A 24,654-nucleotide genomic window follows, 5' to 3' on the forward strand; every position below is an offset into this window, starting at 1 on the left:
CAACTGATAAACGATTAATGATGGAATTAATACTTATCAGGCAGTTACAACCTCAGATGATTCAGCTACTCTTCCCTTCCCGTCAACGACTTTCACAATATATTTATGTTGGTTTTTATCATTTACAGAATCCGTCCAGATGATAGGATCTGTAGTAAGCTGAGGGGTAAACGGAAGCTCTTGTACTTTACTACCGTCGCGCCAGATCTCATACCTGCTTAATGGAGCATCAAATGCATATGCGGTACTGAAACCAATCTTAACATCTCTGACATTGTCAGCAGATGAACCAACTACAAAAACATCCCTGGGGGCAGTGAGTGCCAGTGCAGGAGTCTGAAAGTAATTTGTCATTCCATTCTTGCTCTTCTTTGCCATCTCCTCGATAGCTGTTCTTTCTGATTCATTAAGTCCGTCGGGTAATATCTGAGACGCCTCAAGATTGTTTGTCAACTGGCACTTCTCTTTTGCATCACTTACCTGTCCGATGCCGATAATAACAAGGTGCACTCCGGGGGTAGTGAGGGCATACTGAATAAGCGGCTTACTTGGGAGGTTTGCATCACCAACACTTCTCACAACATGTTCTTTGGTATTCGACCAGGTAGCAGGTTTTGTGTACATGGCACCGTCGGCGAATACCTTCATGCCAATTATTCCCATATTTTTTGCCATTGCAAGAGGAATTACATTATGCTGCATATTAAACATCAGCTTATCGTTTGCATTAATCGCAACAAGCATAGCATCAAGCAGATTGGTCTTGTCACGCTGAATCATGTACATATTTACAGAAGGATCAAAATGGCCTGAGAATCCGATATGTCTCAGCAGTTTTTCATTCTTTGGATTCAATCCTGTCAGATTGGTTCCGTCCCTGTAATCACGAAGAGCAGCCAGAGCACCAATCCGCTCAGCAGCAGGATCGGTGTTTTCCAATCCTTCATAGATGGCATCTACCTCTTCTCTTGTATTAAGGTTATGAAAGAGAACCATGTCTAAATATGCCCCTTCTGGATAATTTCCCTTTCCATCGCCGAACATTTGTGAAAGAGAACGATGAAGGTCATCGATTGTATGAGTTCCCTGCTCACCATTTGTCCAGTTATTTACACCCTGAACTTCGCCATTTCCCCTGGCATAACGCAGGTGCGTCTTTGTGGTAAGAAATATTGATTTTCTCAGATTATCATCGTAACCCGGCTGTCCCGGAATAAGATTCAGTTTCGTGAATGCCTTGCCAAAATTGACCTGACTCGGGCCATACAGATTTGAAGTATCAAAATAGTTAATTCCAAGATCAAATGCTTTCAGGATAATCTGTACCGGATCAACATCGTCGGGAGTCCACTGAAGCGATGCCTGACCGCCAAGTCCCAGAGTAGTGACCTCGAATTCCAGTTTACCAAATTTACGCTTCATCGGCACAGGAGCTTTGGAACATCCTGATGTCAGAGCCGGGAGAACTGCAGTTGCTGCAGCTGCCATAATTGTAGTTCTTACAAATTTCCTACGGTTCATTTGGTTTTTTGTTGCCATGGCTAAATAATTTAAGTCATTAAAATTGAAGCAATAATTCAGAAATATAATGATAAATTTGTTTTAGAAAGGTTAATTATGATAAAAGTACATGAACTGGCGAAGATGATAGACCATTCTATCCTTAATCCGGTAATGACAGATGATGATCTGATAAGGGAATGCGCAGTAGCTAAGAGATACAATGTGGCATCGGTATGTGTTAAACCCTATGCGGTTAAAACTGCTGTCAGTCTGCTTAAAGGATCTGATGTCCTTGTAGGCTGTGTAGTCGGATTTCCTCATGGGAACAGTTCGACCAGGGTAAAGATATTTGAGGCAGAACAGGCTTGCAATGACGGTGCAACAGAAATTGACATGGTGATCAATATTGGAAAAGCTCTCGGAGGTGACTGGGAATACGTTGAGAAAGAGATTAAAGCAATAACTGATACCTGCCACAGGAACAGAGCTATTGTTAAGGTGATATTTGAGACCGATTATGTAAAAAAGGAAGAGGATAAAATTAAACTGTGTGAGATATGCACAAGGGCTGGGGCAGATTTCGTAAAGACATCAACCGGATATGGGTTTGTAAAACAACCAAACGGAGACTACAACTACAAAGGTGCTACAATTGAAGATATTAAACTGATGAGGAAGCATTCAGGATCAAAAGTACAGGTGAAATGCGCCGGTGGTGTGAGAACTCTGGATGATCTTTTGAAAATGAAGGAAGCAGGAGCTTCGCGATCAGGGGCTACAGCCACGGAGGCTATGCTTAATGAGGCCAGGAATCGTTTTAAAGATTGATTATTTCTTAAAATAACAGAATATGAACCGAAGGAAATTTATCGAAAGAACAGCATTAACAACGGCAGGATTAGGAATGACCTCAGTTGTGCCTGCACTCTCCTATACAGGAAAGACAGCACTTTCTGATACCCTTAACATCGCACTGATAGGCTGCAGAAACATGGGATTCGGAATACTTCAGCACCATCTGTCGAACCCGGGTGTAAATTGTGTTGCTTTGTGCGACATCGACGATTCGGTACTTAATGAAAAGGCTGCAGAGGTTAAAAAGAAGTTTAACCAGTCACCCAGGCTGTATAAAGATTTTCGCAAGGTACTGGAGCAGAAGGATATAGATGCAGTAATTATCGGCACACCTGACCATTGGCATTGCTATATTATGGTAAGTGCATTGCAGGCCGGGAAAGATGTCTATTGCGAAAAACCGATGGCTAACAGCATTGCAGAGTGTAATATTATGGTAAATGCTGCAAAAAAATATAACAGGGTAGTCCAGATTGGCCAGCAGCAGAGAAGCGGCTATATCTTTCAGAAAACGATTGATCTGGTTAAAAACGGCTCACTTGGCAAACTGAGAAAGATAAATATCTGGGCTAACTTTGAGTATGGTGCGGGAGATAAAATTGTCCCCGATGAGGCGGTTCCTGCAGGAGTTGATTTTGATATGTGGCTCGGACCAGCACCAAAGAGATCATTCAATACTACCAGGTTTCACGGATCATGGCGGCATTTCTGGGATTATGGCGGCGGTCTTGTTTCCGACTGGGGCGTACATCTTCTCGACATAGGACTATGGGCAGGCAATGTTACCGGTCCGCCTCAGAAAGTACTTGTTTATGGAGGAAATACCTTCCACGAACCAAGAAGCAGGGAGACTTTTGATTCAATGTCGGTTATTTATCCATACAAAGATTTTGTAATTAATTATGATGTCACCGGAGGTGTGCAGAAAGGACCTTATGACATGCCTTATGGCATTGAAATAATCGGCGATAATGGTACAATCTTCGTTGACCGCAACAAACTTTCTCTATACCCTGAGTGGGACGATACAGCTAAAAAGCCAATGACTGAAGAGATCAGATACACTGAAGGCAAAGAGTCACACGGTGAACACGTTAGAAACTTTATCGAGTGTATTAAAACACGGAATAAAACCGCTTGTCCGCCCGAGACAGGCAGAGCAGCAGCCGTCCATGTTCATATTCCCAATATAGCTGCCAGAGTCGGAGAATCAATGCTGATATGGGATGATGCGAACAGCAGGTTTACAAACAGTGAAGCGGCGAATGAGCTTATTACCCCGGCTTATCGGGCACCGTGGGTGCTTCCGAAGATTTAAAGGCGTAATGGCGTAAAGGCGCAATGGCTCAAAGGCACAAGGGCGCAATGGCGTTTAGGTAGAAGGGGAGTCTGACACATTGCAACTCTGTGACTATCTGTGATCTCCGTGTCTCTGTGGTTTAAAAAGGTTTTAAATAATACAACTACATTATGATAACAAGAAGAAAATTCATTACAGGTACAGCTGCGGCATTGGCAGTTTCTTTTGCAGCCCCAGAATCACTCGCAGTTCAGAGGACTAAAAAACTGAAAAACTTCGGCTTTATTTCAGGCATAATTGGCAAAGAGCTTGAGGGGGACTGGAAATCTGTCCTGAAGACAGTTGCATCATATGGCTACACTGAAATTGAAACTGGTGAGTATCTGGGAGAATCGGCTGAGAGTTTCCTGATGTACCTTAAAGAGATCGGTATGTCACTTCCTGTAGGGGGATTCGAATTCAGGGCATCTGAAGAGGAACTGAAGAAGAGCATGATTTATCTGAAAAGCCTGAAAGTAAAGTATGCTGTTGTTTATTGGCCATGGTATACCGGAGGTCCATTTAAACTTGAAGATTGTAAAAAGAGCGCTGAAAGGCTTAACTACCTTGGAAAGGTCTGCAAAGAAAACGGTCTTACACTGATCTGGCATAATCATGATAAGGAGTTTGCTGCGATGGAAACCGGACTTCCTTTTGATTACCTTATGAAAAATACTGACAGTGATCTCGTAAAGTGTGAACTCGATCTATACTGGGTAAAAAAAGGAGGAGCAGATCCGTTATCGGTTATGAGGCAGTATCCGGGCAGATTTCCGGTGCTTCATGTAAAAGATATGGCACCCGGACAAAAGATGGATTTTGAATGTCCGGGCAGCGGAATAATTGATTTCCCTTCACTTTTCATTGAAGCAGAGAAACAGGGTATTCAACACTTTTTTGTTGAACGTGATAATGTCCAGGATGGAATGGCATGTCTAAAATCGGCTGGTGATTATCTTAAAAAAATATTATGAAACAACTACTTGCTCTTATTATTGTTATCTTAATAACAGTAAACTCATTATTTGCCCAGGAGAATCCCTGGAAAGGAGTATCGGTAAATCTTTCTCATGGAAAGCTTAAAGTCTCTGATAATAAGAGGTTTCTCATATTTGAAGACGGTACACCATTCTATTACCTTGGAGACACAGGCTGGGAACTTTTTCACCGGCTTAATAAAGAGGATACTGAAAAATATCTTGAGAACAGGAGGGCTAAAGGATTCACTGTTATACAGGCAGTTGCCCTTGCTGAACTTGATGGACTTAATACTCCGAATACAGAGGGTAACAGACCATTAATTGACAATGATCCGCTTAAACCGAATGAAGCCTATTTTTCACATGTAGACTGGGTAATAAAAAAAGCTGCAGAAAAAGGTATTTTCATAGGATTACTGCCAACATGGGGAGATAAAGTCGATCCGGCATCATGGGGTAAAGGACCTAAAATTTTCAATAGCGAAAATGCATTCAGTTATGGTCAGTGGATAGGCAACAGATACAAAGATTTTCCAAATATTATCTGGATTAACGGAGGTGACCGGGATGGCGGCGGAGCTAACACTCCGGTATGGGATGCCATCGGAAAAGGAATAAAATCGGTTGATAAAAACCATCTTATGACATTCCATCCCTGGGGGGAGAGAAGCTCATCTGAATGGTTCCAGAACAGCAGCTGGCTTGATTTTAATATGTGTCAGACTGGTCATGGACAGCGTAGTTATTCTATATACAAAAGGATTATTGTCCGCGATTATAACCTCTCACCCGTTAAGCCATGCTTCGACGGGGAACCCCGCTATGAAGATCATCCTGTAGGCTGGAATCCTAATGTTCTTGGATGGTTTGATGATGCAGATGTTAGGCAGGCAATGTACTGGAATCTTTTCAGCGGTGGATTCGGACACACATATGGTTGTCATCCGGTATGGCAGATGAAGGCTCCTGAAAGAGAAGCTGTGGGACTTGTCCGCAACAACTGGTATGATGTTCTTGATCTGCCCGGAGCATTCGATCTTATCCATGCCCGAAGGCTCATTGAATCACGCCCATTTCTTACAAGAGTTCCTGATCAGGCACTTATTGTGCCGGCATATTATCCAGAAACAGATTATGTAGTAGCTACCAGGGGAGAGGGATATGCTTTTATCTATTTCCCCACAGGATGGAGTGCAGAGATTCAACTCGATAAGATAGGAGCAAAAACTATAAATGCATATTGGTTCGATCCACGTAAAGGCGAAGCAAAACCATTTGATTCATTTCCGGGAACAGGCACCAGGAAATTTACTCCGCCATCTACAGGACGAGGTAACGACTGGATATTGGTTCTTGATGACTCATCCAGGAATTTTAAAATTCCCGGAGTTTCCGATTGAATAAATCTATCCTGAGAAAGTGTCAGGGTTTTGCAAACATCTTCTCGTAATGCGGCATAGGATCGAAGATGCCCCCACCGGTTCTGTAGAACTCATCATTCAGTTCGTACACTCCTCTGGAAACAGGTACCCACGGTGCATCCTTGCGGGGATGGTAAGTCATCATAGTATTCCAGTTCAGGTAGTTCTGGTGACCATTGCTTTCTACAAGTCCGAGATTTCCAATCCCCGGGAAAGAGGCTAATCTGGCTGCAACATTCTTATTCCATTCTATCAGAACCGGATTAACAGTCAAGTCGGCACAGAAACATGGCACATTTCGTTCATAAGCTGCCTGGGCAATCTTCATTGTCATACTGAGTGTCTTGGCTATGGCTTTCAGAGCAATTGCCTTATAACCCATCTCTATACGTTTTATGGCATCTTCAACATTATGTGCACTCTCATCAGCTGCCAGCCTTACTGGTATATCTGATACATCTATTTCGATCTCCTCGGCAAATGGTTCTTCAATTATAGCTATCTGGTCAAAAGCTCCTATTGCCTTGGCATGGTCAAGAAGTTTCAGGAGTGTCTCTTTTTTCTCATAACGCCCGTTGGCATCGAAATAATAAGGAAGCTTTCCTGATTTGGTATGGGAAGTCTTTACATTACCTATTGCCTGATGTATAGCAGTCAGCCGTGCTTTATCTTTCTCAAGCATCTCTTCCTGTGTACCCGGCTGACCTATTTTTATCTTCATGAAAAAGTAACCCTGGCCGGTGGCCGCTTTAATCTCTTCTATCGGAATAGTATAAGCCATCAGAGGTATTCCTGCTGCCTTATCATGTTTATGAGAAAGTGCCGGTTTGTATGCTGAAGGAATGATACCATCAAAACTTGTAATTCCATTTTCCCTGGCATATAAAATCCAGGCAGCATTGTCAACTCCGACAAGTGCATTTAGAGCGAATGTCTTTCTGAGAGCAGGATTGGAAGTTATCTTTTTACCATATTCATAAACTTCAGGGTAGAGTTTATCCAAAAGCTCAACAGGTGACGTAAAACTTTGTCCGGCAATGACTTGCATCGCTCGCTCTGTCATTGCATACATAAGTGAATTGCCACCGCTTTCAGAATGTGATGCAAATACACTGGCATCGGACCACAGAACACTCTGTGAGCATAATCCAATCGAATGATTGCCTGAATCACTTTCCATGTATGCCATCGACTGCCAGATCTCAGTCATGTAACCGCCTTTGAATCCGAAAGGGCGTATTAATGGCTCCCTCTCAAAGTTGGAACTTACCCTTGTGATTCTGATTGACTTAGATGCTGATTCTGCCGGCCGGGATGCAAGAAAATCGAGAGGCGAGGAAGAAAGTGCAGCTCCGGAGGCTAACATTCCAAGTTTTACAAAGTCGCGGCGGTTATGTAGAGACATATTAGGTTAATTGATATTTATCAAGATATGTATTGAGAAATGTCATATCCTTTTTAATCTTTCTTACGATTATTTCCTGTTGTTGAGTGAGGGGGAGTTTATCCTCTCCTGCCTCAAGCAATGGGTATTCAATATGGAGTGTCAGGGGTCCGGTGATATTCAATTCCTTAACTGTCTTAAAGAATGTATCCCAGTTTATCATTCCCTCTCCCATAGGTACAGTAACAGCCTGGGCTTTGCCATTTACAGTCTTCCATGTAAAATCTTTTATTGCGAGTGTACGGATATGAGGCGCAATGAGCTTCATTCCAAGGATCCAGGTATTAGCACCCTCTACCATAGCATGCCTTACATCATACTGACTTCCCAGATATTCGGCAGGAATATCCTTCAGCAGTTCATGCAGATCCCAGACGGGGCCGCCTACTCTTGGTCCGGCATGGTTCTGATACCCTCCGTGAATTTTATATTTTTTGTTAAGCTCAGCAATCTCCTTAATCACTATTCTTGATTTCTGGAGTGAGTCCCAGATATTGGCTTTTTGATCATAATCAAACCAACCAAGCCTGTAATATTTTATTCCTGCAGCTGAGGCTGTTTTTAAAACCCGTTCAGTAAACGGATCAGACGCAGTAGTAATTCCGCTCACCATCATGTCAGTAACAAGGTTAAATTTCTTTGCCTCAGCAATCCTTTCGGGCAGTTCTTTCTCAACGACTGCCGGCTCTACTCTCCCGCCCGGTCTGACAACCAGGTCGATACCTCCAATTCCTGACTTTACGATGCACTCGCACATAAATGCGAAATCATAAGTATCAAGGGGCTTGGAAAAGAGCCTTACCGGATATTTGCTTTCTGCCGGGGAAGGAATGATTGACTCCATACCCGAAACAAATGGGATAGCTGCGCCTGCGGCAGCTACTGTTGAAATGAATTGTCTTCTGTTTTGCATAATCTCAGATATTTAAAGTTTCCATGGAGCCCTGTATTCATAATGAAGTAGCTTATTTGCAGCTTCATTGTTGGTAAATCTTTCCTTTTCAGCATCCCACTGAAGCCGCTCTTTTGTGGCGAGGGCAATATTTGCCAGGTGCGCAAAGCTTGTTGAACGATGACCCTCTTCCAGGGGTACAATCGGAGTGGCACGTGTTTTAACACACTCTACAAAGTTTTTTACAAGATTTGTGGTACTGTCGCGACTGCTGCCGTCGCCAAGCATCTCATCCTTCGATTCATAGGACTCATCTTTAATCGGATCCTTCCATGACTGGAACTGTCCGGGTTTGGCAGATGTAATTTTATATCCGCTTTCGCTTGCATTAAGTGTACCTTTTGTACCACGCAGTTCTACCTCACCATACGGGAAGAGGCCTCCGCTGCTTGCCTCATAGATACAGAAAACAGCCAGTGCACCTGAAGCAAATTCATATGTAACCTGCATTGTATCAGGTATAGTACCATCGTCCTGAAATGCATATTTACCGCCATGCGCACTTATTGCCACAGGAGCCTTCTCTCCCATCATCCAGCGAATCACATCCATGAAATGCACTCCCCAGTTACCCATCTGGCTCGAATAATCATTCCACCAGCGGAACTTATACGGAGCAATATTATACTGGTAAGGACGATAAGCCCTTGGTCCCAGCCACATATCCCAGTTAAAGTCCTTTGGCGGTGCCTCAGCTTTCATTTTACCGATGCCTTCAGGGAACATATTATTAATCCTGTAAGCGCGGGCAACTGTGACTTTACCAATTTTCCCGGCAGGTATATCTTTAGCCAGTTTCTGATAAACAGTATTGCCTCTTCTGTTCAATCCAACGGCGACTACCTGTTTTGTTGCTGCCTGGGCATCAACCATGGCACGACCCTCTTTAATTGTATTTGTGAGTGGCTTTTCAACATAGACATCCTTTCCTGCCTTCACAGCCTCAATCATCTGGATTGCATGCCAGTGATCAGGTGTTGCAATAGCTACTGCATCTATATCTTTATTCTCCAGAAGCTTCCTGAAATCATTATACTTCTCAACCTTATTTGGAAATGTTTCCCCTAATCCGGGAATCTGTACTCCAAGATCCTTTATATATCTGGGATCTACCTTACTCCTGTCGCGCTGAAGATAAGGCTCATAGATATCGCAAAAAGCGCCGATCTGAACATCAGGCTGCTTCATAAACGAAGCCAGAAGCTGTGAGCCCCTGTTACCGATACCGATAAAACCCATATTTATTTTATCATTTGCACCAATTATTCTGTTATAACTTGCGGCACTTAATGAAGACGCTCCAAGAGTTACTCCTGCGGTTACAATACCAGTATTTGCTAAAAAAGTACGGCGTGTGGTTTTAATTGTCCTGCTCATAATATTAAGATTTGTTCTGAAAGATACTATTTCTTTTGTTTAGTTCTAAAAAACGGATAAACGCTTTTTTAAAAACACAGGTTTCCCCTCAGATGAGACTCCCTGAATGTTTATTATGTATCCGAGAGGAATATCAGAAGTCCAGAAAGATAATTCAGATTTGCCCTTAAGTACCGGCTTTACTGACGGATTCCAGTATAATGTATTCCTGAAATCAGGTATAATCCCTTCTTCCGACTTCACTGAACCATGGTCTGGCAGGGGAAATGACATGACCGGCTCTGCCACCCTGTATTTTAACCTTGTCATGTAATCATCGAGAGCGATACAACTATAATCACCCGACTTTGTGACAACATTAATTAAGCCCGGAAAAGAATATGTTCCTACCAGATAAATTTCCTTTATTACATCTATACGTTCCACCAGTTCCGGATTAAGCTCAGCGATTACTGAGGCATCCTTTACTTTGACTCCATCAATCATGAGAACCGGTGACAAAACATATTGACTGTCATTTACTCTGTCAGCAATTAATATCTCATATCCCGTTTTCTTCCTCTTCAGGGAGACCCGCGGCAATAGTTCAAAAAAGATCTCCTCCATTGTTGGCAGACTGATATAATCGGCAAGTACCAGGCCGATATCGGGTTTATCATAGAATTTTAATGCTTCCAGCGGTTTGAAAAGAGGAGCTAAAGGTTCACCTGAAGGTGCAATTTTATAAATCTTACTTATTTGATAATTAGCGCTGTACATTTGAATGTGCAAAGGTTCAGGACTTCCTGTCGTATCAACTGAGGTTCCTGAATCGGGGTATTTATCAGAAAAAGAGGATTCTATAACAAGCTTTAAATTATCGGAGATATAATCAGGCATAATAATCAGATCATTAAGTCCTTCATCTATACGGATATTAAAGCTGAAAAAACCATTTGCATCCGGTTTAGAGTATTGAAACCCTGGCTCTTTACCAGGTGAGCACATCAGAACAAACTTCACAGAATCTGATGTGACAGGCGGGGTATATACCAACCTGCCTGAAAGAAGATGATCTTCTTTCTCCATGCGGTACTTTAAAACAGGCTTCTCATTACTCAGTATCTTTTCCCAGTCTATCCAGTCACTTTTTACTTTAGAAAGCAACCGGTTTGCAGCTTCAATACTCAGTTCTGAAAAATTAATATCTTTTATGCTGTTCTGAAATTGCAATCCGTACTCAGTTCCAAAAACCAGGTAATCTTTCATACTCACAGGCTCATCTTCACCTGTATCAGGAGTTATTGATATACTCAGGTTCCGAAATCCTGATGTATCAGATTCTGAAACTGCTGATTCAATGTCAATAACAGTTTTGTTTCTGATGCTGCAACTGTCAGCTGAATTAATTTTAAGTTCAGTGCCATCCCGGCCAGCGTTATAAACAAACTTTTCAGTAACAGGCTGACCTTTTGAATTAAAAACAGTAATATGATTTACTCCGCTTTCGAGTTCGCTTTTCGGAACATAAATTTCAGTGACATCCGAAAAAATCCTCTCTGTACTTACTCTGTTAACTGAACCGTGAGTCTCTATAAAAAGAGAAATCAAATTATTGTTATCTGACCGGAATTTTTCGCCTGACCTGATAAAAAGTTTAAGGCTATCAGCATTTGAATTGTCTGCTTCAATTGAAAGATCAGAAGAATTCTCATCCGAAAATTCTGTGCCTGATTTTTCTTTCCGAATAGTGCTTCCGCTATTGGTTTTATTCCTGAAAGGCTTATTAATAAATGAATTGTAAACTTTTATATCCCTCATAAAGCAGTTAACCGGCATGAAGTTTTTCATCCAGTTTGTATAGGCTCTGATAGTATAAACTCCCGGACTTAAAGAATCAGGAAGAATGATTTGGCCCGGACCAATTCCTTTATTCAGTATGATCCTCTTCTGGACAACAGGTCTGTTCTCTGAATTCAGTATTTCTAAGTAGGCAATTTTGCTTTTTTCCGACAAGGATGAGGATTTCCTGTCGAAGAGATAAATATTGAACCAGAGGTATTCTCCTGCAATGTACTCGTCTCTGTCAGAGTGCACATATATTTCTTCCCAGGGAACTGTATTGGTATAATTAAGAAAACTTTGCTTAATTGATTCATTCAAATCAGACCGGATCTGACAATAGGAATTCTCAAGGATCAGAAACCCGGTAACAAAAAGAATCGCCAACTTAACTATTTTCTTCATTTAAACAGATTCGCAATTTAAACTCTTACTCATCGTCAATCCAGAATAATGGTTTTACAGTAGTCCCTCTTACCGTACAATCTGCACATCCTTTTGTCTCGGTAAAAATCCTTATTCGGGGTGATGAGAACGGAGCTGCAGGTGTATCAAAAAGAGTCCATATAGTAATACCGAGACCCTCAATATAATCGGGTCCTCCATAAAGTGTATCTGTAGCGCATTTAGCATATGGATCAACCATTCCGGTAAATTTTTCTTTAATAAATATCCTTTTTTGAGAAATTGCAGAAACGCTGAAATATCCTAAGACTTTTTCACCCGGATTCTCAATACAAACTATGTTACTTGGTATTGATGATGGTATTATATCATGAAGGCCACCAACTGATACTGTTATATTTTTAAGCTTTTTCCAGTAATTATATTCGTCTTCATTCAGGGAATACTGATTTACTAAAATGCTGTATTTTGTTTTTAATCTGTCTGTTAGATTCGAAATATAAGTTACCGGATGCCGGTCTATCCTGTCTTCTTTGAAAGCCAGTGTGCTCTCAATACTTATGTCTTTTGAAATATTTGTTATATAGCAAGTCTGGTTAGGAATATCGAAAGGAAGCCTGAGTTTCCATGTTTCGGAGAACTCCCATCTGTAATAACTGCAACTGTTTGAGGGGTCGTGGGTATCCAGATAAATCTGACAGCCTTCAATACCATCAAATTTTTCAGTCTTTTCAGAAATTACAGTTTTTTGATAATAGAGACTGTCGATCGGAGGCACCGGTTTCATCTCAACAGGGAATGATTCATATTTAATCATTCTATTTCCTTCTGGCACACTTATATGCAGAGTATAAAAGCGTCCGACTTTGCCTCTGAACTGTAAAGAATCTGTAACATATGTCCCCTGAGAAGATTCTTTCAGCCATGCTTCATTTCCAAAGTCATCTTTGATCTTAACCAGACATCCCCCGAGTGGTCTGGCCTCACTTCGTACTCCCAGAGGCATTGATTTAGAAAGTTTTATTGTATTGGCACCCTTCTGGTCAGTAATTAAACCCTGAACAACAAGCATTTCTTTTTCTTCAGTTATCTGCGGCAAAAATTCGGAGATACATGAGCTCATCAGAATCAAAACAAGAATGAAAGTAAAAAATGATTTCATTTTTCTAAAACTCATAATTAAATGTAACTGAAGGTATTGCCTGTCCGAAGACTGAAAGCTTATAGCCTTTATAAATATCTCCATCCTTCATAAAATAAATTGAGTAGACATTTTGCCTTCCAAGCAGATTATAAACTGAGAAAGTCCAGTTTGGACGTCCAAGTCTCTTCAATTTAAGATTGCCGCTGACTTTAATTGAAAGATCAAGTCTGGAATAATCAGGAAGCCTGTATCTGTTTCTTTCTGAGTAGTGTACCAGAATATTTTCATACATAATATATGTTGCAACAGGAAATGTTATTGGGCGTCCGGTGCTATAGGTATAGTTAGTTGAGAAACTGAATCGTCGCGAAAGAAGATAGTTAAAAGTAGCAACCAGATCGTTTGGTTTATCAAAATTAGAAGGGAACCACTTGCCATTGTTTATTATCTCATCGCTGTAATTGCTCCTGCTTCTTATAAATGTTCTGGAATATGTATAGCCCAAACTGTAACGGAATTTCCCTTCACTCTTTTTAAACATAAGTTCCAGTCCATATGCCCTGCCATTTACATTGACAATATCTTCAATGATGTTTTCATTCATTACAAGGTCGGTTCCTCCCTTAAAGTCGACCATATCTGTTAACTTTTTGAAGTACAGTTCCGCAGAAGTCTCAATTCCGCTGTTAAGCAGCATTTGATAAATACCCAGACCCACCTGGTCTCCAACCTGCGGCTTAAGATAATAATCACTCAGCTTCCATGTATCAGTAGGTGATATTGATGTTGAATTGGAAAGAAGATGAAGATATTGACGTGTCCGGTTGTAGTTGACCTTGAGGGAGCTATTTCCTGATATCCTGAAATTAAGGGAGAGTCTTAACTCCGGACCTGCATATTTGCCTGATACCTCATTTTTCCCGAAGTATAAAGTATCGGTTATTGATGATCTGCTCCTTTGAAATCCGGGGGTATAGTTCAAAACTTTTGACGGGCCAATAGCAAAAAATGAAGATAATCTTACACCCGCACTGACGGACAGAAAATCAGTTAGCGAAATTTTATCGTCAATGTACAAAGCTGCGTCCCACGCATTCTCTCTGTCGAGTGACCAGGGGACCACTATTGATGAATCATTTGGAGGTAAATAACTGCCGGGCAATACATTATACCTGTTGGTCTCTGTTCCAAAGTTTAATTCATGCGTTTTCAGAAACCAGTTAAAATCAGCTTTGAAACCGGTACTGTTTATCCTGTGTGAGAGACTGAATGACTCAGGGGTCAGTTCCTGACTTGATATATTGTATCTGTAGTTGCTGTTGTTAACGGAAAGACTCATAAATAACCTGGTACTGAAAAAATGGCGCCATTTAAGGGCAAAAATTTTATTATCGTACTTATAGACTGAATCTGAGCTGAAACGAAATGAATCGTGACTGACATATGATGAAAAATCAAACTTGTTCTTCTTGTTTAAGTCATAGGTGACTTTTGTATTCAAATCATAAAATGATGCCCTGCTTCTCTGTAAGGCAGGGTTCTGTATCAGGCTGAAGATCCAGTTCGAATAGGTTGTCCGGCCCGTAATAACATAACTCAGTGTATCCCTGATAACCGGCCCTTCAACCATAAAATGAGTTGTGATCGGACTTATGCCTATATTCCCTTTTGTTTCTTTTTTATTTCCGTCAACACTCTCGATATCAAGCACAGAGGAGATCCTGCCCCCATAGCGTCCCGGGATCCCGCCTTTATATAATGTGACATCTTTTATAATGTCTGAGTTTACGGCTGAGAAGAAGCCGAAAAAGTGCGATGAATTATATACCGGTGCCCCATAAAGCAATATAAGATTCTGATCGGCTGAACCGCCTCTGACATTAAATCCGGCTGAGCCTTCTCCGACAGATTGCACGCCCGGTACCAGGAGGACACTCTTGATTATGTCAGACTCTCCCATAGATGTGGGTAAAAGCCTGAAAGTTGTGATATTGATTCTCTCGGCTCCGACTTCAAATCGCTGAAGGGTCATGTTTTTTTGTGCTGAAACAATTGTTTCTTTCAGTGGAATGAGCATACTATTCATCTCAACATTCATCTCTCCTGTTCCGTTAAGATTAAGGCTGAGGCTTTTTTCTCTCATTCCGACAAATGAAAACTGAATATTATGAAGCCCACGAGGAAGATTAAGGGAATAAAAGCCGAATTCGTTTGTAACTGTACCCGACATAAGCTTTTGCACAAAAACTGTTACTCCTGCCACAGGGTATTTTGTATCCCTGTCAGAAACATAACCCGATACAGTTGCATTTCCGGGCAAATTCCTTTCAGCCGGGTTTCCTACCTCTGTTAATTGGTTCCCGGAGGTAAGTTTATATTCTCCCGAATCACCATAATCTGTTGGCGGAATATAATTAGTCTCCTGTTTTACCGGTTTATCAGAAACCTTTACCTCATAGAATTTCGTAAGTACTATATTTCCAAACCTGTCTTTATAATATCTTACCGATGTTCCACGGAAAAGATTGTCAAGAACATCCGTCAGCTTGATAGTGTCTGAATAATTAACCGGAGTAAGATCTTTTATCCACTCATCTTTATAAAAAAACCTGATCTTCTGTTTTGCTTCAACTGCTTTCACAAACTCCTTAAATGTTAACCGCTGTGTCACCTGCATGTTCTGAGCCTCAATCGGGTAAAAGAAAGGCATAAGGAAGAACAATATGGGAATCATCGGTTTCATTGAAGCATTTCTTATCTGATAGTATCCAGATAACGTATTAATGGGATGTAACTTTCAGGAGATTTTTTTACAACTCTCAGATTATTCTTTCGTAAAAAACTCTTTATAAGTACTTTATCTGTTTGTAATGCTGTTTCAAGGTCTTTTCTCCCTGAAACAGGATGAATGATGCCATCCTTAACAAGATAAGCCTGGCTGGTCTGATAAAATTTATCGTACCGGCCCCCTTCTGCCAGTTTTTCAATTTTCTTACGGTACTTGACATAAAGGGCTGATTTTCCTTTATAGAGTACATTTAAATAACCCAGTGAACTGTCGGCAGGCAGTCTCGTAAAATTGTACTTTTTATTCTGCCATGAGAAACTAAAACTGTCTACCATAGCTTTGTTTATCTGAAGTATTCTTCCTGTATTCAACGGAATTAAAACTTCATCCTTGAAAATATCATACTTAAGTGTTAACCCGGTAAACTTTTTTCCTCTGACAATCACATCGCCGTTTAAGTAGGAATCAGTGAAGAGAAACTGATCTCCATCTACCATATAGTATAAGTTTCTCCAGATCCTTCCGTTGTATAATATCTGATTCTCCTGAAGGGTATCCTGCTTAATTGAGTTATCAGTTTCTGACAGAAGAAAAGATTTGTATCCCTGCGATAAACTCCCGGAAATATTTAGGGATATGGCAATGATTATGAGTAAAACAGAAAACCTTTTTAACGGCATAGTACTTCTTACTATCTGTTAGTTATCAATCAACACGTATTCCGGATTTATAAGAGATAATCCTTCCATCTGAAGTAACACCCTGAATACAGATAACATAGTTTGATTTGATGTCGCACGTCCAGAAATCAATTGAAGCTTTCCCCGATTTATCTGTCTTAACTGCAGGATTCCAGTAAAGGGTATTCCTGAAATCCGGCACACGGCTTAGCTGTTTGTCAAAAGCAGTATAATCGGGAGCTGTAAATGTGAAGCATGGCTCATAAACTTTATACTGCATCCTTGTAGCATATTCAGGAAGTGTAACAGAACTGAAATCGCCCGTTCTGGTTATTATGTTAATAATACCATAAAATTGATTATCACCTACAAAGTACTTGTCTTTAACGAGATCGATCCTTTCAACAAGTTCAGGATCAATATCTGCAATAAATGACGGATTGTAGATAATTGTACCGTCAATCATCAGACATGGGGGAAAATTATAAACCTTATTATCTGAAGGATCAAAGACTGAAATTTCATATCCGGTCTTTTTCTTTCTGAGTGTTGCACCTGGGATAAGTTCAAAAAAGACTTCCTCCATTACCGGTAACTTAATATAATCATCCATTACCAGCGAGATGTCGGGTTTTCCATAAAATCGTTTCGGCTTAATCTCTGCTACTGAAGTCTGACTTAAAGGAGGACCCAGCAATGTCGTACTATAGATCTTATTTACCTGATAATTTGTACTCATCCTGCTGATTTCAGACGAAGGTACAGCAACATCTTTCTCTGAATAAAACGGAACCGAAGGCATATACTTTTCAGAGAATGAAGATTCTATCTTGGTGCTTGCAATATTTTCAGGATCACCGGGCTGGATGACAAAATCCTTAACCCTGTCGTCGATCCTTACCTTCATACTGAATCCTGATTCATCATCTGTCTTCGCATACTGAAACCGGGCAACTTTTCCGGGGACAGACATATAGACATATTTACCAGAATCTGAGGGTGATGAATTCTTTTTAATTAGTCTGCCTGAAAGATAATGATACTCTGTTTCAGGCTTATATCTCATAATACTAACCTCATCTGACAATATTTTATCCCAGTCGATCCAGTTGCTGCTGACTGTTAATAATAAGCTATCAATCTGCAAGACTGACAATTCCGAAAGACTTTTTTTCTGCAAAAGAGTAAGTGGTTTTATTCCAAATTCACTTGCAAAAACCATATAGTCAGACATTTCTATCTTGTTTTTTTCCGATTGCTCCGGAATCACCGAGATACTCATACTTGCCCATTGAAGTTCTTTCACAAGATCAGGTGACAACTCAAGAACTGCATTAATCTTCTCTCTGGTTTTGACCTGAGAAGAAGAAGAAAAAGTTATGCTATTTACGGGCGGTTCAGGAGTGTATATCAGCCTTTCCTTCATAACCTGACCCGCTGCATCAAAGATTGTAATCTGGTTTATGCCGGCAGTCAGAAGGCTTTTTGGGAACGTCAGAACAGTTTTTTGCGTTAATGCTTTTTCAGTGGCGAAATGGTCAATTTTTCCACGGGTCTGAATAAACAGAAAGAAAGTATTCCTGTTTTCTGCGCGGTATCTGTCACTGGTTGTAATTACTAATTCAACATTCTCAGGCATCAGGTTATTAACTTCCAGCTGAAGTCCGTCCGCACCGGGCACTGTTATTTTATTAACAGAACTTTCAGTATCCCTGTAAGATTTATAAATGAAGGCCTGATTCCTGAATGAATTATAAATTGTCAATTCTTCCATATAGCAGTTCACAGGCATAAAATTCTTCATCCAGTTGGTGTACGCCCTTAAAGTATAGGTACCTGAACTCAGTGTGTCGGGAAGCGATATCTGTCCGGGTCCGGTTCCATTCTCCATAATGATCCTTTTCTGAGCAACCGGCCGGTTTTCAGCATTTAAGATTTCGATATAAGCAATCTTTTCCTGAACCTGCGGCCCGTTTGTCTTCCTGTCAAACAGATAGATACTGAACCATATATCTTCGCCGGCAATGAACGACTGTCTGTCGGTGTGCACGAAGATCTCCTGACGCGGCAATTCTTTACAATACTTTAGAAACTTTGCAGTGATAGTACCTTTAATATCAGCATCTGTCTGCGCACTCATACTCCTGAAAATAAGAAGCATTAAAAGTAAGGCAAGTCCTGATTTATAGAATCGTATCATTAAAGGTCTTTTCATTCTTTATATCTATTTACTTTCTCTCCAGAAAGCCGGTTCTGTTATTACACCTCTTGTTGTACAATCGGCACAACCCCTTGTTGCTGTAAGTACTTTATAGGGCGGGTTGTAATTAGGTGCCTCATAGTTTTCGAGAATCCAGACACTTGAGTTCAAGCCGGGTATTGGCTGATTTCCGTATAAAGTATCAGATACACAATCTGTATAAAGATTAATTACCCCGGCGAAATAATCTTTAATAAATATTCTTTTTGAGCTTTTGGAGGAAACACTGAAATACCCAAGAACCTTCTCTGCGGGATTATCAACGCAATAGACATTACTTGGCACTGCTGCAGGTGTAATATCGTACAGACTGCCTACTTCTTCTGTTATGTTCTGAAGCTTTTGCCAGTATTCAAATTCATCTTCTGTTACAGAATACTGGTTTACCAGAATAGAATACCTTAATTTCAGTCTGTCAGTCTCATTAGCTATAAAATGCAACGGATAGCGTTTAATTTTATCTTCAGCCAGGATTGCAGTTGATTTTACATTTATAATAGTCGAATTTTGCGAGATCCAGCATCTGTTATTAACAGGTTTTGAGAAAGGAAGCCTGAACTCCCATGTCTCATTGAAATCCCACCTGTAGAACTTCGTCACAGAAGAGGGATCATGGGTCTCAACATAGATCTGGCAGCCATCTATGGCACTAAAATTATTTTCCTGTTTCCTGAGAACAACCTTTTCATAATATACACTATCGATAGGAGGAACCGGTCTTAACTCCATAGGGAGCGATTCATACGTGTAATTATAAATCGATTTGTTATTCAGGAAAACCTTCAATCTGTACTTCTTTCCTACCACTCCGCGAAACTTAGCCGGATCAGTAACATAGGTACCTGTAACTTTTTCAGTTAAAGTATATGATATTCCCGAGTCATCAATAATAGTTACAATAGCCCCTTTTACAGGCTTAGCAGTATTCTTCAATCCTAATGGTAATGATCGTGAAAGCTTAATAGTGTTTACCTCCTGTTGATCAGTAATTAAGCCTTCAACAACAAGAAGGTCCTGATCCTCATCTGTCTCGGGGATAAATTGGGTAATGCAGCCGCCGATTGTGAGAACTGTAAAAAATAGTGTTAAAAATCTTATATATTTCATCCTGCTTAAAAATCAAAACTAAATGTTACTGAGGGAATTGCTTTTCCGAATATTGAAAGCTGATATCCTTTAAGAACATTCCTTTCATTCTTAAAGTAAACTGAATAAACATTCTGTCTTCCCAGCAGATTATAAACCGAGAAAGTCCAGTACGGATTGGCTATTTTCTTAGATTTCAGATTACCGCTTACCTTAAAGGAAATATCGAGGCGCATATAATCAGGGATCCTGTATTTGTTCCTGTCTGAATAATCTACAAGCAGATTATCCTGAATCCTGTATGTTGATACAGGGTAAGTTATAGGACGCCCTGTACTCCAGGTATAGTTAGATGAGAAACTGAAACGCCTCGAAAACAGATAATTAAATGTAGCCACAAGGTCATTGGGTTTATCAAAATTAGCCGGAAACCATTTACCTGAGTTTATTACCTCATCGCTGAATTTACCGATGCTTTTAATAAATGTACGTGAATAAGTATAACCTACACTATAACGAATCTTACCTTCTGTTTTCTTAAAAATCAGCTCCAGACCATATGCCTTGCCGATAACATTTACTATGTCTTTCTCTATGTTCTCATTCATTATCAGCTTGGTTCCTCCCTTAAAATCGAGCATGTTTTTGATTTCCTTGTAGTAAAGCTCTGCAGAGGTTTCAAAGCCCGAATTAAAGAGCATCCTGTAGAATCCAACCGCGAACTGGTCGCCAATCTGAGGTTTAAGATAATAATCGCTAAGCTTCCATGTGTCGGTAGGAGATATTGAGGTTGAGTTTGACAGCAGATGCAGATATTGCCTTGTCCTGTTATAATTTATCTTGAATGAATTTCTGTCAGAGACCCTGAAATTCATCGAGATCCGGAACTCAGGTCCGGCATACCGGGCAGAGACTCCATTTTCTGAATAGCTGATAGTATCAATTATGCTAGATCTGGTTCTTGGCAAATCAGGATCGTAGATCATTACTTCATTTTTGCCGTAGGCAGCAAAACCAGATAACCTCATTCCGAGATTCACCGACATAAAGCTGTTCAGAGTTATTTTGTCTTCAATATATAATCCGCCTTCCCAGGCCCTCTCCTTATCAATAACATGAGGTATCACAAGCGATGAGTCAAGTGAAGGAAGATATGACCCCGGGGTAACTGAGTACTTATTCAGATCGAGACCAAAATTTAGTTCATTATTCCCAAGAAACCAGTTGAAATCTGTCTTAAAACCAGTGCTGTTAATTTTATGGGATAAATCGAATGCCTCAGTTATAACATCTTCACTATTAACATTATAGGTATAATAACTATTATTCAGGGTAACAGAAGTAAAGAGTCTGCTGTTAAAGAAATGTCTCCATTTCAACGAAACAATACTGTTATCATAGCTGTAAACAGAATCTGAATTGAATTTGAAAGAATCATGACTGGTATAACCTGAAAGATCAATTTTATTATTCTTATTGATATCGTAAGTAACCTTGCCATTAAGGTCGTAGAATGAAGCTCTGCTCCTTTTAAGCGACGGATTGTCAATTAGTCCGAATATCCAGTTTGAATAGGTTGTGCGGCCGGTGAGAATATATGTAATTGTATCCTCCTTGATTGGTCCCTCAATTGAAACATGGGTTGTAATAGGACTTATACCAGCATTTCCCATAAACTCTTTTCTGTTTCCGTCTTTTGAAACGATATCAAGTACGGATGAGATACGTCCGCCGTATCTGCCAGGGATCCCGCCCTTATAGAGAGTAACATCCTTTATTATGTCTGAATTTACAGCCGAGAAAAATCCGAAAAAGTGAGAGGAATTATAGATCGGAGCGCCATAAAGAAGTATCAGGTTCTGATCTGCAGACCCGCCTCTTACATTGAATCCGGTTGATCCTTCTCCAACCGACTGAACACCGGGGATAAGCAGCACGCTTTTTATTATGTCCGATTCACCGAGAGATGTTGGCAATAACCTGAATGAAGTAATGTTGATCTTTTCAGCACCAACCTCAAACCTCTGAAGTGTCATGTTTTTCTGTGCTGAAATAACAGTTTCCTTTAAAGGAATCAGGACACTGTTCATGTCGATATTCATCTCTCCGGTACTGTTAAGATTAAGGTTTATAGTTTTTTCTTTCAGTCCGATGAATGAGAACTGCAGAAGATGAAGACCTCTCGGCAATGTCAGTGTATAGAATCCGTAAGCATTTGAAATTGTTCCAACCGACAGTTTCTGGACAAATACCGTAACCCCTGCGATTGGTTCTTTTGTCTCGCGGCTTGTGATATATCCTGAGACCACAACGTTACCGGGTTTATTTCTGTCGGCAGGGTTTCCTATCTCCACGAATGTGTTACCTGTTTTATTTTCGCCTTCGCCGTTATCAGCATATTCAGTAGGCGGGATAAATTTGTCTTCTGTCTCGTTTCGTTTATTATCTATTTTAACGGCATAAGTCTTTGTTATAACAATATTGCCTGATTCATCGATAAAATAGAAAAGTGATTTTTCCCTGAAAAGATTATCGAGTACTCCTGTAAGTGTAGTCACACCCTGGTAACTACCAAGCCTGAGATCAGTTGTCCATTCATCCTTATAAAAGAATCTGACATTCAGCTGCTTCTCGGCATTAATAACGAATTCTTTAAAAGAAAGGTCTTTGTAATCCCAGTCAATACGATATCTCTCCTGTGAATGAACCACAGAAGAAAAAAATAATAAAATAAAAAATATGTAAGTCCTGATCATCATTTTCTTTTTTCCCAGCACCCAGCACCCAGCACCCAGCACATCACTTCTTCAAACTATCATAATACCTAATCACCGGAATTAACGACTCCGGTTTTTTCACAGAAACGAAGAGCTTGTTCTTTTTAATAAAACTCTTCAATGCTGTCTTTTCATCTTCAAGCAGCATTAGAAAGTCTCTTTTGCCAGTAATCTGGTTTATGACACTGTCTTTTACCAGAAAAATTCTATGAGTCTGATAGAACTCATCAAACTTTCTGTCAACTGCCAGCAACTCTATTTCCTTTTTGTACTTAACATGGAGAGAACTTTTTCCAGTGTACAGTATATTCATGTAACCATTGTATCCTTTAATAGTGTCGATATCAGTCCTGAAAAAATACCTTTTAGTGTTATCAAATACAATAGAGAAGCTGTCTGCCATTTCCTTGTTTAACTGTAAAAAAGAGCCGTTAGAAGTATGGGTGATTATCTCATCGGTATAAATATCATACAGCAGATCGACATTCCTGAAGGTTATTCCATCAATCGATACTGAACCTGGCAGATACGTTTTGGAATATAGAAACTGATCTTCCCTCACCTTGTAATACAGGTTCCTCCATACCCTTCCGTTAAACAGAGTCTGATCCTCCCTGGAAGGTCCCTTTAAATCCAGATCTATTTGTTTGTTCAGACTACCCCGAATATCGTCTGTCTGGCCGAAGCCGGGAAGGTATACTAAGCAGAATAAAACAATAGCAAATAGAAATGTTAACCTGTATTTGAGCATGAAATTTATTAATCCCTGGTTGGTTTACAAAGTATGTTTCTATTTGACAATCGGAGTGAGCACAATATTCCGGTATGATACATTTCCATGGTCCCCCTGTAAATAAATAGGGCCCGGAGAGAATACATCAGATTTAATTGCGCCGCCGGTAGGTCCGAAAATTGGCTTGTTATCAATAATTTTTACTCCGTTTAGGATAACTGTAGCGTGTCTGTCACACAGAGTGATATCCATCGACTGCCATTCGCCGCCTGGTTTCTCTGCAGCTGAAAGAGGTGTAATTCGGCTGTATACAGCACCCATATTGTGCGGATCAAGTGGCTTTTTATATGAGTCAACAACCTGGATTTCATACATTCCCCGCAGATATACACCACTATTATTTCCTGCAGGCACATTCACTTCAAGCTTCAGGTTAAAATCTTCAAATTCCTGTTCTGTTCTCAGATTACCATAAGATATGTGTGCCTCACCTTCTTTCTGAACAGGATCATTAACGAGCATACCATCCACAACTTTAAATCCGTTTACCTGCTTTTCATTAATCAGTTTCCATCCTGTAAGATCCTTGCCATTAAACAATTGTACCGGGGTGCCAAATTTGACAGCAGCTAGGTCAGGCGCAGGAGGAGGTGCAGGGAGTTTTGTTCCTGTGAAAAGGGTTGAATCAACGCCAATACCATTTCTGTGGGGAGTCAGTAATACCCCGTCAATTTTTTCTCCGTTCTTCACTATTTCGAGCCAGTCAGTAACAACCTGAGTTTTGACTGCATTCTTGTTTTCATCTCTTGTTCTTACAACATTATTTGAACGCTGAACAATAAGTACCTGATCGTTAACAAAGAACATACCTGAAACAGGTAATACACTACCACCGCCCCAGAGGATCTCACCATCGAGGTAGCCATCCTCTTTACGAACTTCAAGCCAGCCTACTGAGCCGCCCTGAATATCTATAGTCCACTGTCCGAGAAACTCAGAAATGTCGTGCTTCTGAACAGGTTCAACCTTCACCTCTGTTTTGCAGGATGTAACTGACAATAAAGCCATTACTGCTGAGAAAAGAATAGT

At 40.4% G+C, this 24,654-nt stretch carries 17 protein-coding genes; 4 read left to right on the forward strand and 13 right to left on the reverse strand.

Annotated features, from left to right (window positions below; genetic code table 11):
• Positions 1-36: 36 nt before the first annotated feature.
• Positions 37-1,539 (reverse strand): aldo/keto reductase, encoded by a 1,503-nt coding sequence (locus IPJ16_14535; GenBank protein ID MBK7628391.1) that lies wholly within the window; start codon positions 1,537-1,539, stop codon positions 37-39.
• Between the two features lie 78 nt (positions 1,540-1,617).
• On the opposite strand from IPJ16_14535, the gene deoC reads away from it, so the two are divergent.
• The 4 genes from deoC (at position 1,618) to IPJ16_14555 (ending at position 6,077) form a co-directional block, all read left to right on the forward strand.
• Positions 1,618-2,331 (forward strand): deoxyribose-phosphate aldolase, encoded by a 714-nt coding sequence (gene deoC / locus IPJ16_14540; GenBank protein ID MBK7628392.1) that lies wholly within the window; start codon positions 1,618-1,620, stop codon positions 2,329-2,331.
• Positions 2,332-2,353: 22 nt separating this feature from the next.
• Positions 2,354-3,676, forward strand: coding sequence for a Gfo/Idh/MocA family oxidoreductase (locus IPJ16_14545; GenBank protein MBK7628393.1), 1,323 nt, complete (start codon positions 2,354-2,356; stop codon positions 3,674-3,676).
• Between the two features lie 152 nt (positions 3,677-3,828).
• On the forward strand, positions 3,829-4,671 hold the full coding sequence (locus IPJ16_14550; protein MBK7628394.1) for a TIM barrel protein: 843 nt from the start codon (positions 3,829-3,831) through the stop codon (positions 4,669-4,671).
• Positions 4,668-6,077 carry a glycoside hydrolase family 140 protein gene (locus tag IPJ16_14555; protein MBK7628395.1) on the forward strand — a complete coding sequence of 470 codons (1,410 nt, stop codon included), beginning with the start codon at positions 4,668-4,670 and terminating at the stop codon, positions 6,075-6,077. Before IPJ16_14550 ends, IPJ16_14555 begins: the two co-directional genes overlap by 4 nt.
• A gap of 22 nt (positions 6,078-6,099) precedes the next feature.
• On the opposite strand, the gene IPJ16_14560 is transcribed toward IPJ16_14555, so the two are convergent.
• The 12 genes from IPJ16_14560 to IPJ16_14615 all read right to left on the reverse strand — a co-directional run bounded on the left by IPJ16_14560 (position 6,100) and on the right by IPJ16_14615 (position 24,633).
• Positions 6,100-7,464: an L-alanine-DL-glutamate epimerase gene (locus tag IPJ16_14560; GenBank protein MBK7628396.1), complete on the reverse strand. Its 1,365-nt coding sequence runs from the start codon at positions 7,462-7,464 to the stop codon at positions 6,100-6,102.
• A gap of 40 nt (positions 7,465-7,504) precedes the next feature.
• A complete protein-coding gene (locus IPJ16_14565; protein ID MBK7628397.1) occupies positions 7,505-8,455 on the reverse strand; it encodes a sugar phosphate isomerase/epimerase in 951 nt (316 codons plus the stop codon).
• Between the two features lie 12 nt (positions 8,456-8,467).
• Positions 8,468-9,871, reverse strand: a complete 1,404-nt coding sequence (locus IPJ16_14570) for a Gfo/Idh/MocA family oxidoreductase (GenBank protein ID MBK7628398.1) — start codon at positions 9,869-9,871, stop codon at positions 8,468-8,470.
• Between the two features lie 45 nt (positions 9,872-9,916).
• Positions 9,917-12,097 (reverse strand): hypothetical protein, encoded by a 2,181-nt coding sequence (locus IPJ16_14575; GenBank protein ID MBK7628399.1) that lies wholly within the window; start codon positions 12,095-12,097, stop codon positions 9,917-9,919.
• A 25-nt stretch (positions 12,098-12,122) separates the two neighbouring features.
• On the reverse strand, positions 12,123-13,274 hold the full coding sequence (locus tag IPJ16_14580) for a DUF4249 domain-containing protein (GenBank protein MBK7628400.1): 1,152 nt from the start codon (positions 13,272-13,274) through the stop codon (positions 12,123-12,125).
• Positions 13,264-15,984 (reverse strand): TonB-dependent receptor, encoded by a 2,721-nt coding sequence (locus IPJ16_14585; protein MBK7628401.1) that lies wholly within the window; start codon positions 15,982-15,984, stop codon positions 13,264-13,266. Before IPJ16_14585 ends, IPJ16_14580 begins: the two co-directional genes overlap by 11 nt.
• Before the next feature lie 11 nt (positions 15,985-15,995).
• Positions 15,996-16,709, reverse strand: a complete 714-nt coding sequence (locus IPJ16_14590) for a hypothetical protein (GenBank protein ID MBK7628402.1) — start codon at positions 16,707-16,709, stop codon at positions 15,996-15,998.
• Between the two features lie 25 nt (positions 16,710-16,734).
• Positions 16,735-18,924, reverse strand: coding sequence for a hypothetical protein (locus IPJ16_14595; GenBank protein MBK7628403.1), 2,190 nt, complete (start codon positions 18,922-18,924; stop codon positions 16,735-16,737).
• A gap of 9 nt (positions 18,925-18,933) precedes the next feature.
• Positions 18,934-20,076 (reverse strand): DUF4249 domain-containing protein, encoded by a 1,143-nt coding sequence (locus tag IPJ16_14600; GenBank protein MBK7628404.1) that lies wholly within the window; start codon positions 20,074-20,076, stop codon positions 18,934-18,936.
• A 5-nt stretch (positions 20,077-20,081) separates the two neighbouring features.
• Positions 20,082-22,766 carry a TonB-dependent receptor gene (locus IPJ16_14605; GenBank protein MBK7628405.1) on the reverse strand — a complete coding sequence of 895 codons (2,685 nt, stop codon included), beginning with the start codon at positions 22,764-22,766 and terminating at the stop codon, positions 20,082-20,084.
• Positions 22,767-22,854: 88 nt separating this feature from the next.
• Entirely contained in the window at positions 22,855-23,583 is a 729-nt protein-coding gene (locus tag IPJ16_14610; GenBank protein MBK7628406.1) for a hypothetical protein, read from the reverse strand.
• A 39-nt stretch (positions 23,584-23,622) separates the two neighbouring features.
• Positions 23,623-24,633, reverse strand: a complete 1,011-nt coding sequence (locus IPJ16_14615; GenBank protein MBK7628407.1) for a DUF1080 domain-containing protein — start codon at positions 24,631-24,633, stop codon at positions 23,623-23,625.
• Positions 24,634-24,654: the final 21 nt, after the last annotated feature.

This window comes from Bacteroidales bacterium (genome assembly GCA_016709865.1).
In the GTDB taxonomy this organism is placed as follows: domain Bacteria; phylum Bacteroidota; class Bacteroidia; order Bacteroidales; family VadinHA17; genus LD21.

Excerpts from the sequence above, each read along its gene's own strand:
- IPJ16_14535 (MBK7628391.1), bottom strand. The coding sequence starts at position 1,539 with ATGGCAACAAAAAACCAAATGAACCGTAGGAAATTTGTAAGAACTACA.
- deoC (MBK7628392.1), top strand. The coding sequence starts at position 1,618 with ATGATAAAAGTACATGAACTGGCGAAGATGATAGACCATTCTATCCTT.
- IPJ16_14545 (MBK7628393.1), top strand. The coding sequence starts at position 2,354 with ATGAACCGAAGGAAATTTATCGAAAGAACAGCATTAACAACGGCAGGA.
- IPJ16_14550 (MBK7628394.1), top strand. The coding sequence starts at position 3,829 with ATGATAACAAGAAGAAAATTCATTACAGGTACAGCTGCGGCATTGGCA.
- IPJ16_14555 (MBK7628395.1), top strand. The coding sequence starts at position 4,668 with ATGAAACAACTACTTGCTCTTATTATTGTTATCTTAATAACAGTAAAC.
- IPJ16_14560 (MBK7628396.1), bottom strand. The coding sequence starts at position 7,464 with ATGTTAGCCTCCGGAGCTGCACTTTCTTCCTCGCCTCTCGATTTTCTT.
- IPJ16_14565 (MBK7628397.1), bottom strand. The coding sequence starts at position 8,455 with ATGCAAAACAGAAGACAATTCATTTCAACAGTAGCTGCCGCAGGCGCA.
- IPJ16_14570 (MBK7628398.1), bottom strand. The coding sequence starts at position 9,871 with ATGAGCAGGACAATTAAAACCACACGCCGTACTTTTTTAGCAAATACT.
- IPJ16_14575 (MBK7628399.1), bottom strand. The coding sequence starts at position 12,097 with ATGAAGAAAATAGTTAAGTTGGCGATTCTTTTTGTTACCGGGTTTCTG.
- IPJ16_14580 (MBK7628400.1), bottom strand. The coding sequence starts at position 13,274 with ATGAGTTTTAGAAAAATGAAATCATTTTTTACTTTCATTCTTGTTTTG.
- IPJ16_14585 (MBK7628401.1), bottom strand. The coding sequence starts at position 15,984 with ATGAAACCGATGATTCCCATATTGTTCTTCCTTATGCCTTTCTTTTAC.
- IPJ16_14590 (MBK7628402.1), bottom strand. The coding sequence starts at position 16,709 with ATGCCGTTAAAAAGGTTTTCTGTTTTACTCATAATCATTGCCATATCC.
- IPJ16_14595 (MBK7628403.1), bottom strand. The coding sequence starts at position 18,924 with ATGAAAAGACCTTTAATGATACGATTCTATAAATCAGGACTTGCCTTA.
- IPJ16_14600 (MBK7628404.1), bottom strand. The coding sequence starts at position 20,076 with ATGAAATATATAAGATTTTTAACACTATTTTTTACAGTTCTCACAATC.
- IPJ16_14610 (MBK7628406.1), bottom strand. The coding sequence starts at position 23,583 with ATGCTCAAATACAGGTTAACATTTCTATTTGCTATTGTTTTATTCTGC.
- IPJ16_14615 (MBK7628407.1), bottom strand. The coding sequence starts at position 24,633 with ATGGCTTTATTGTCAGTTACATCCTGCAAAACAGAGGTGAAGGTTGAA.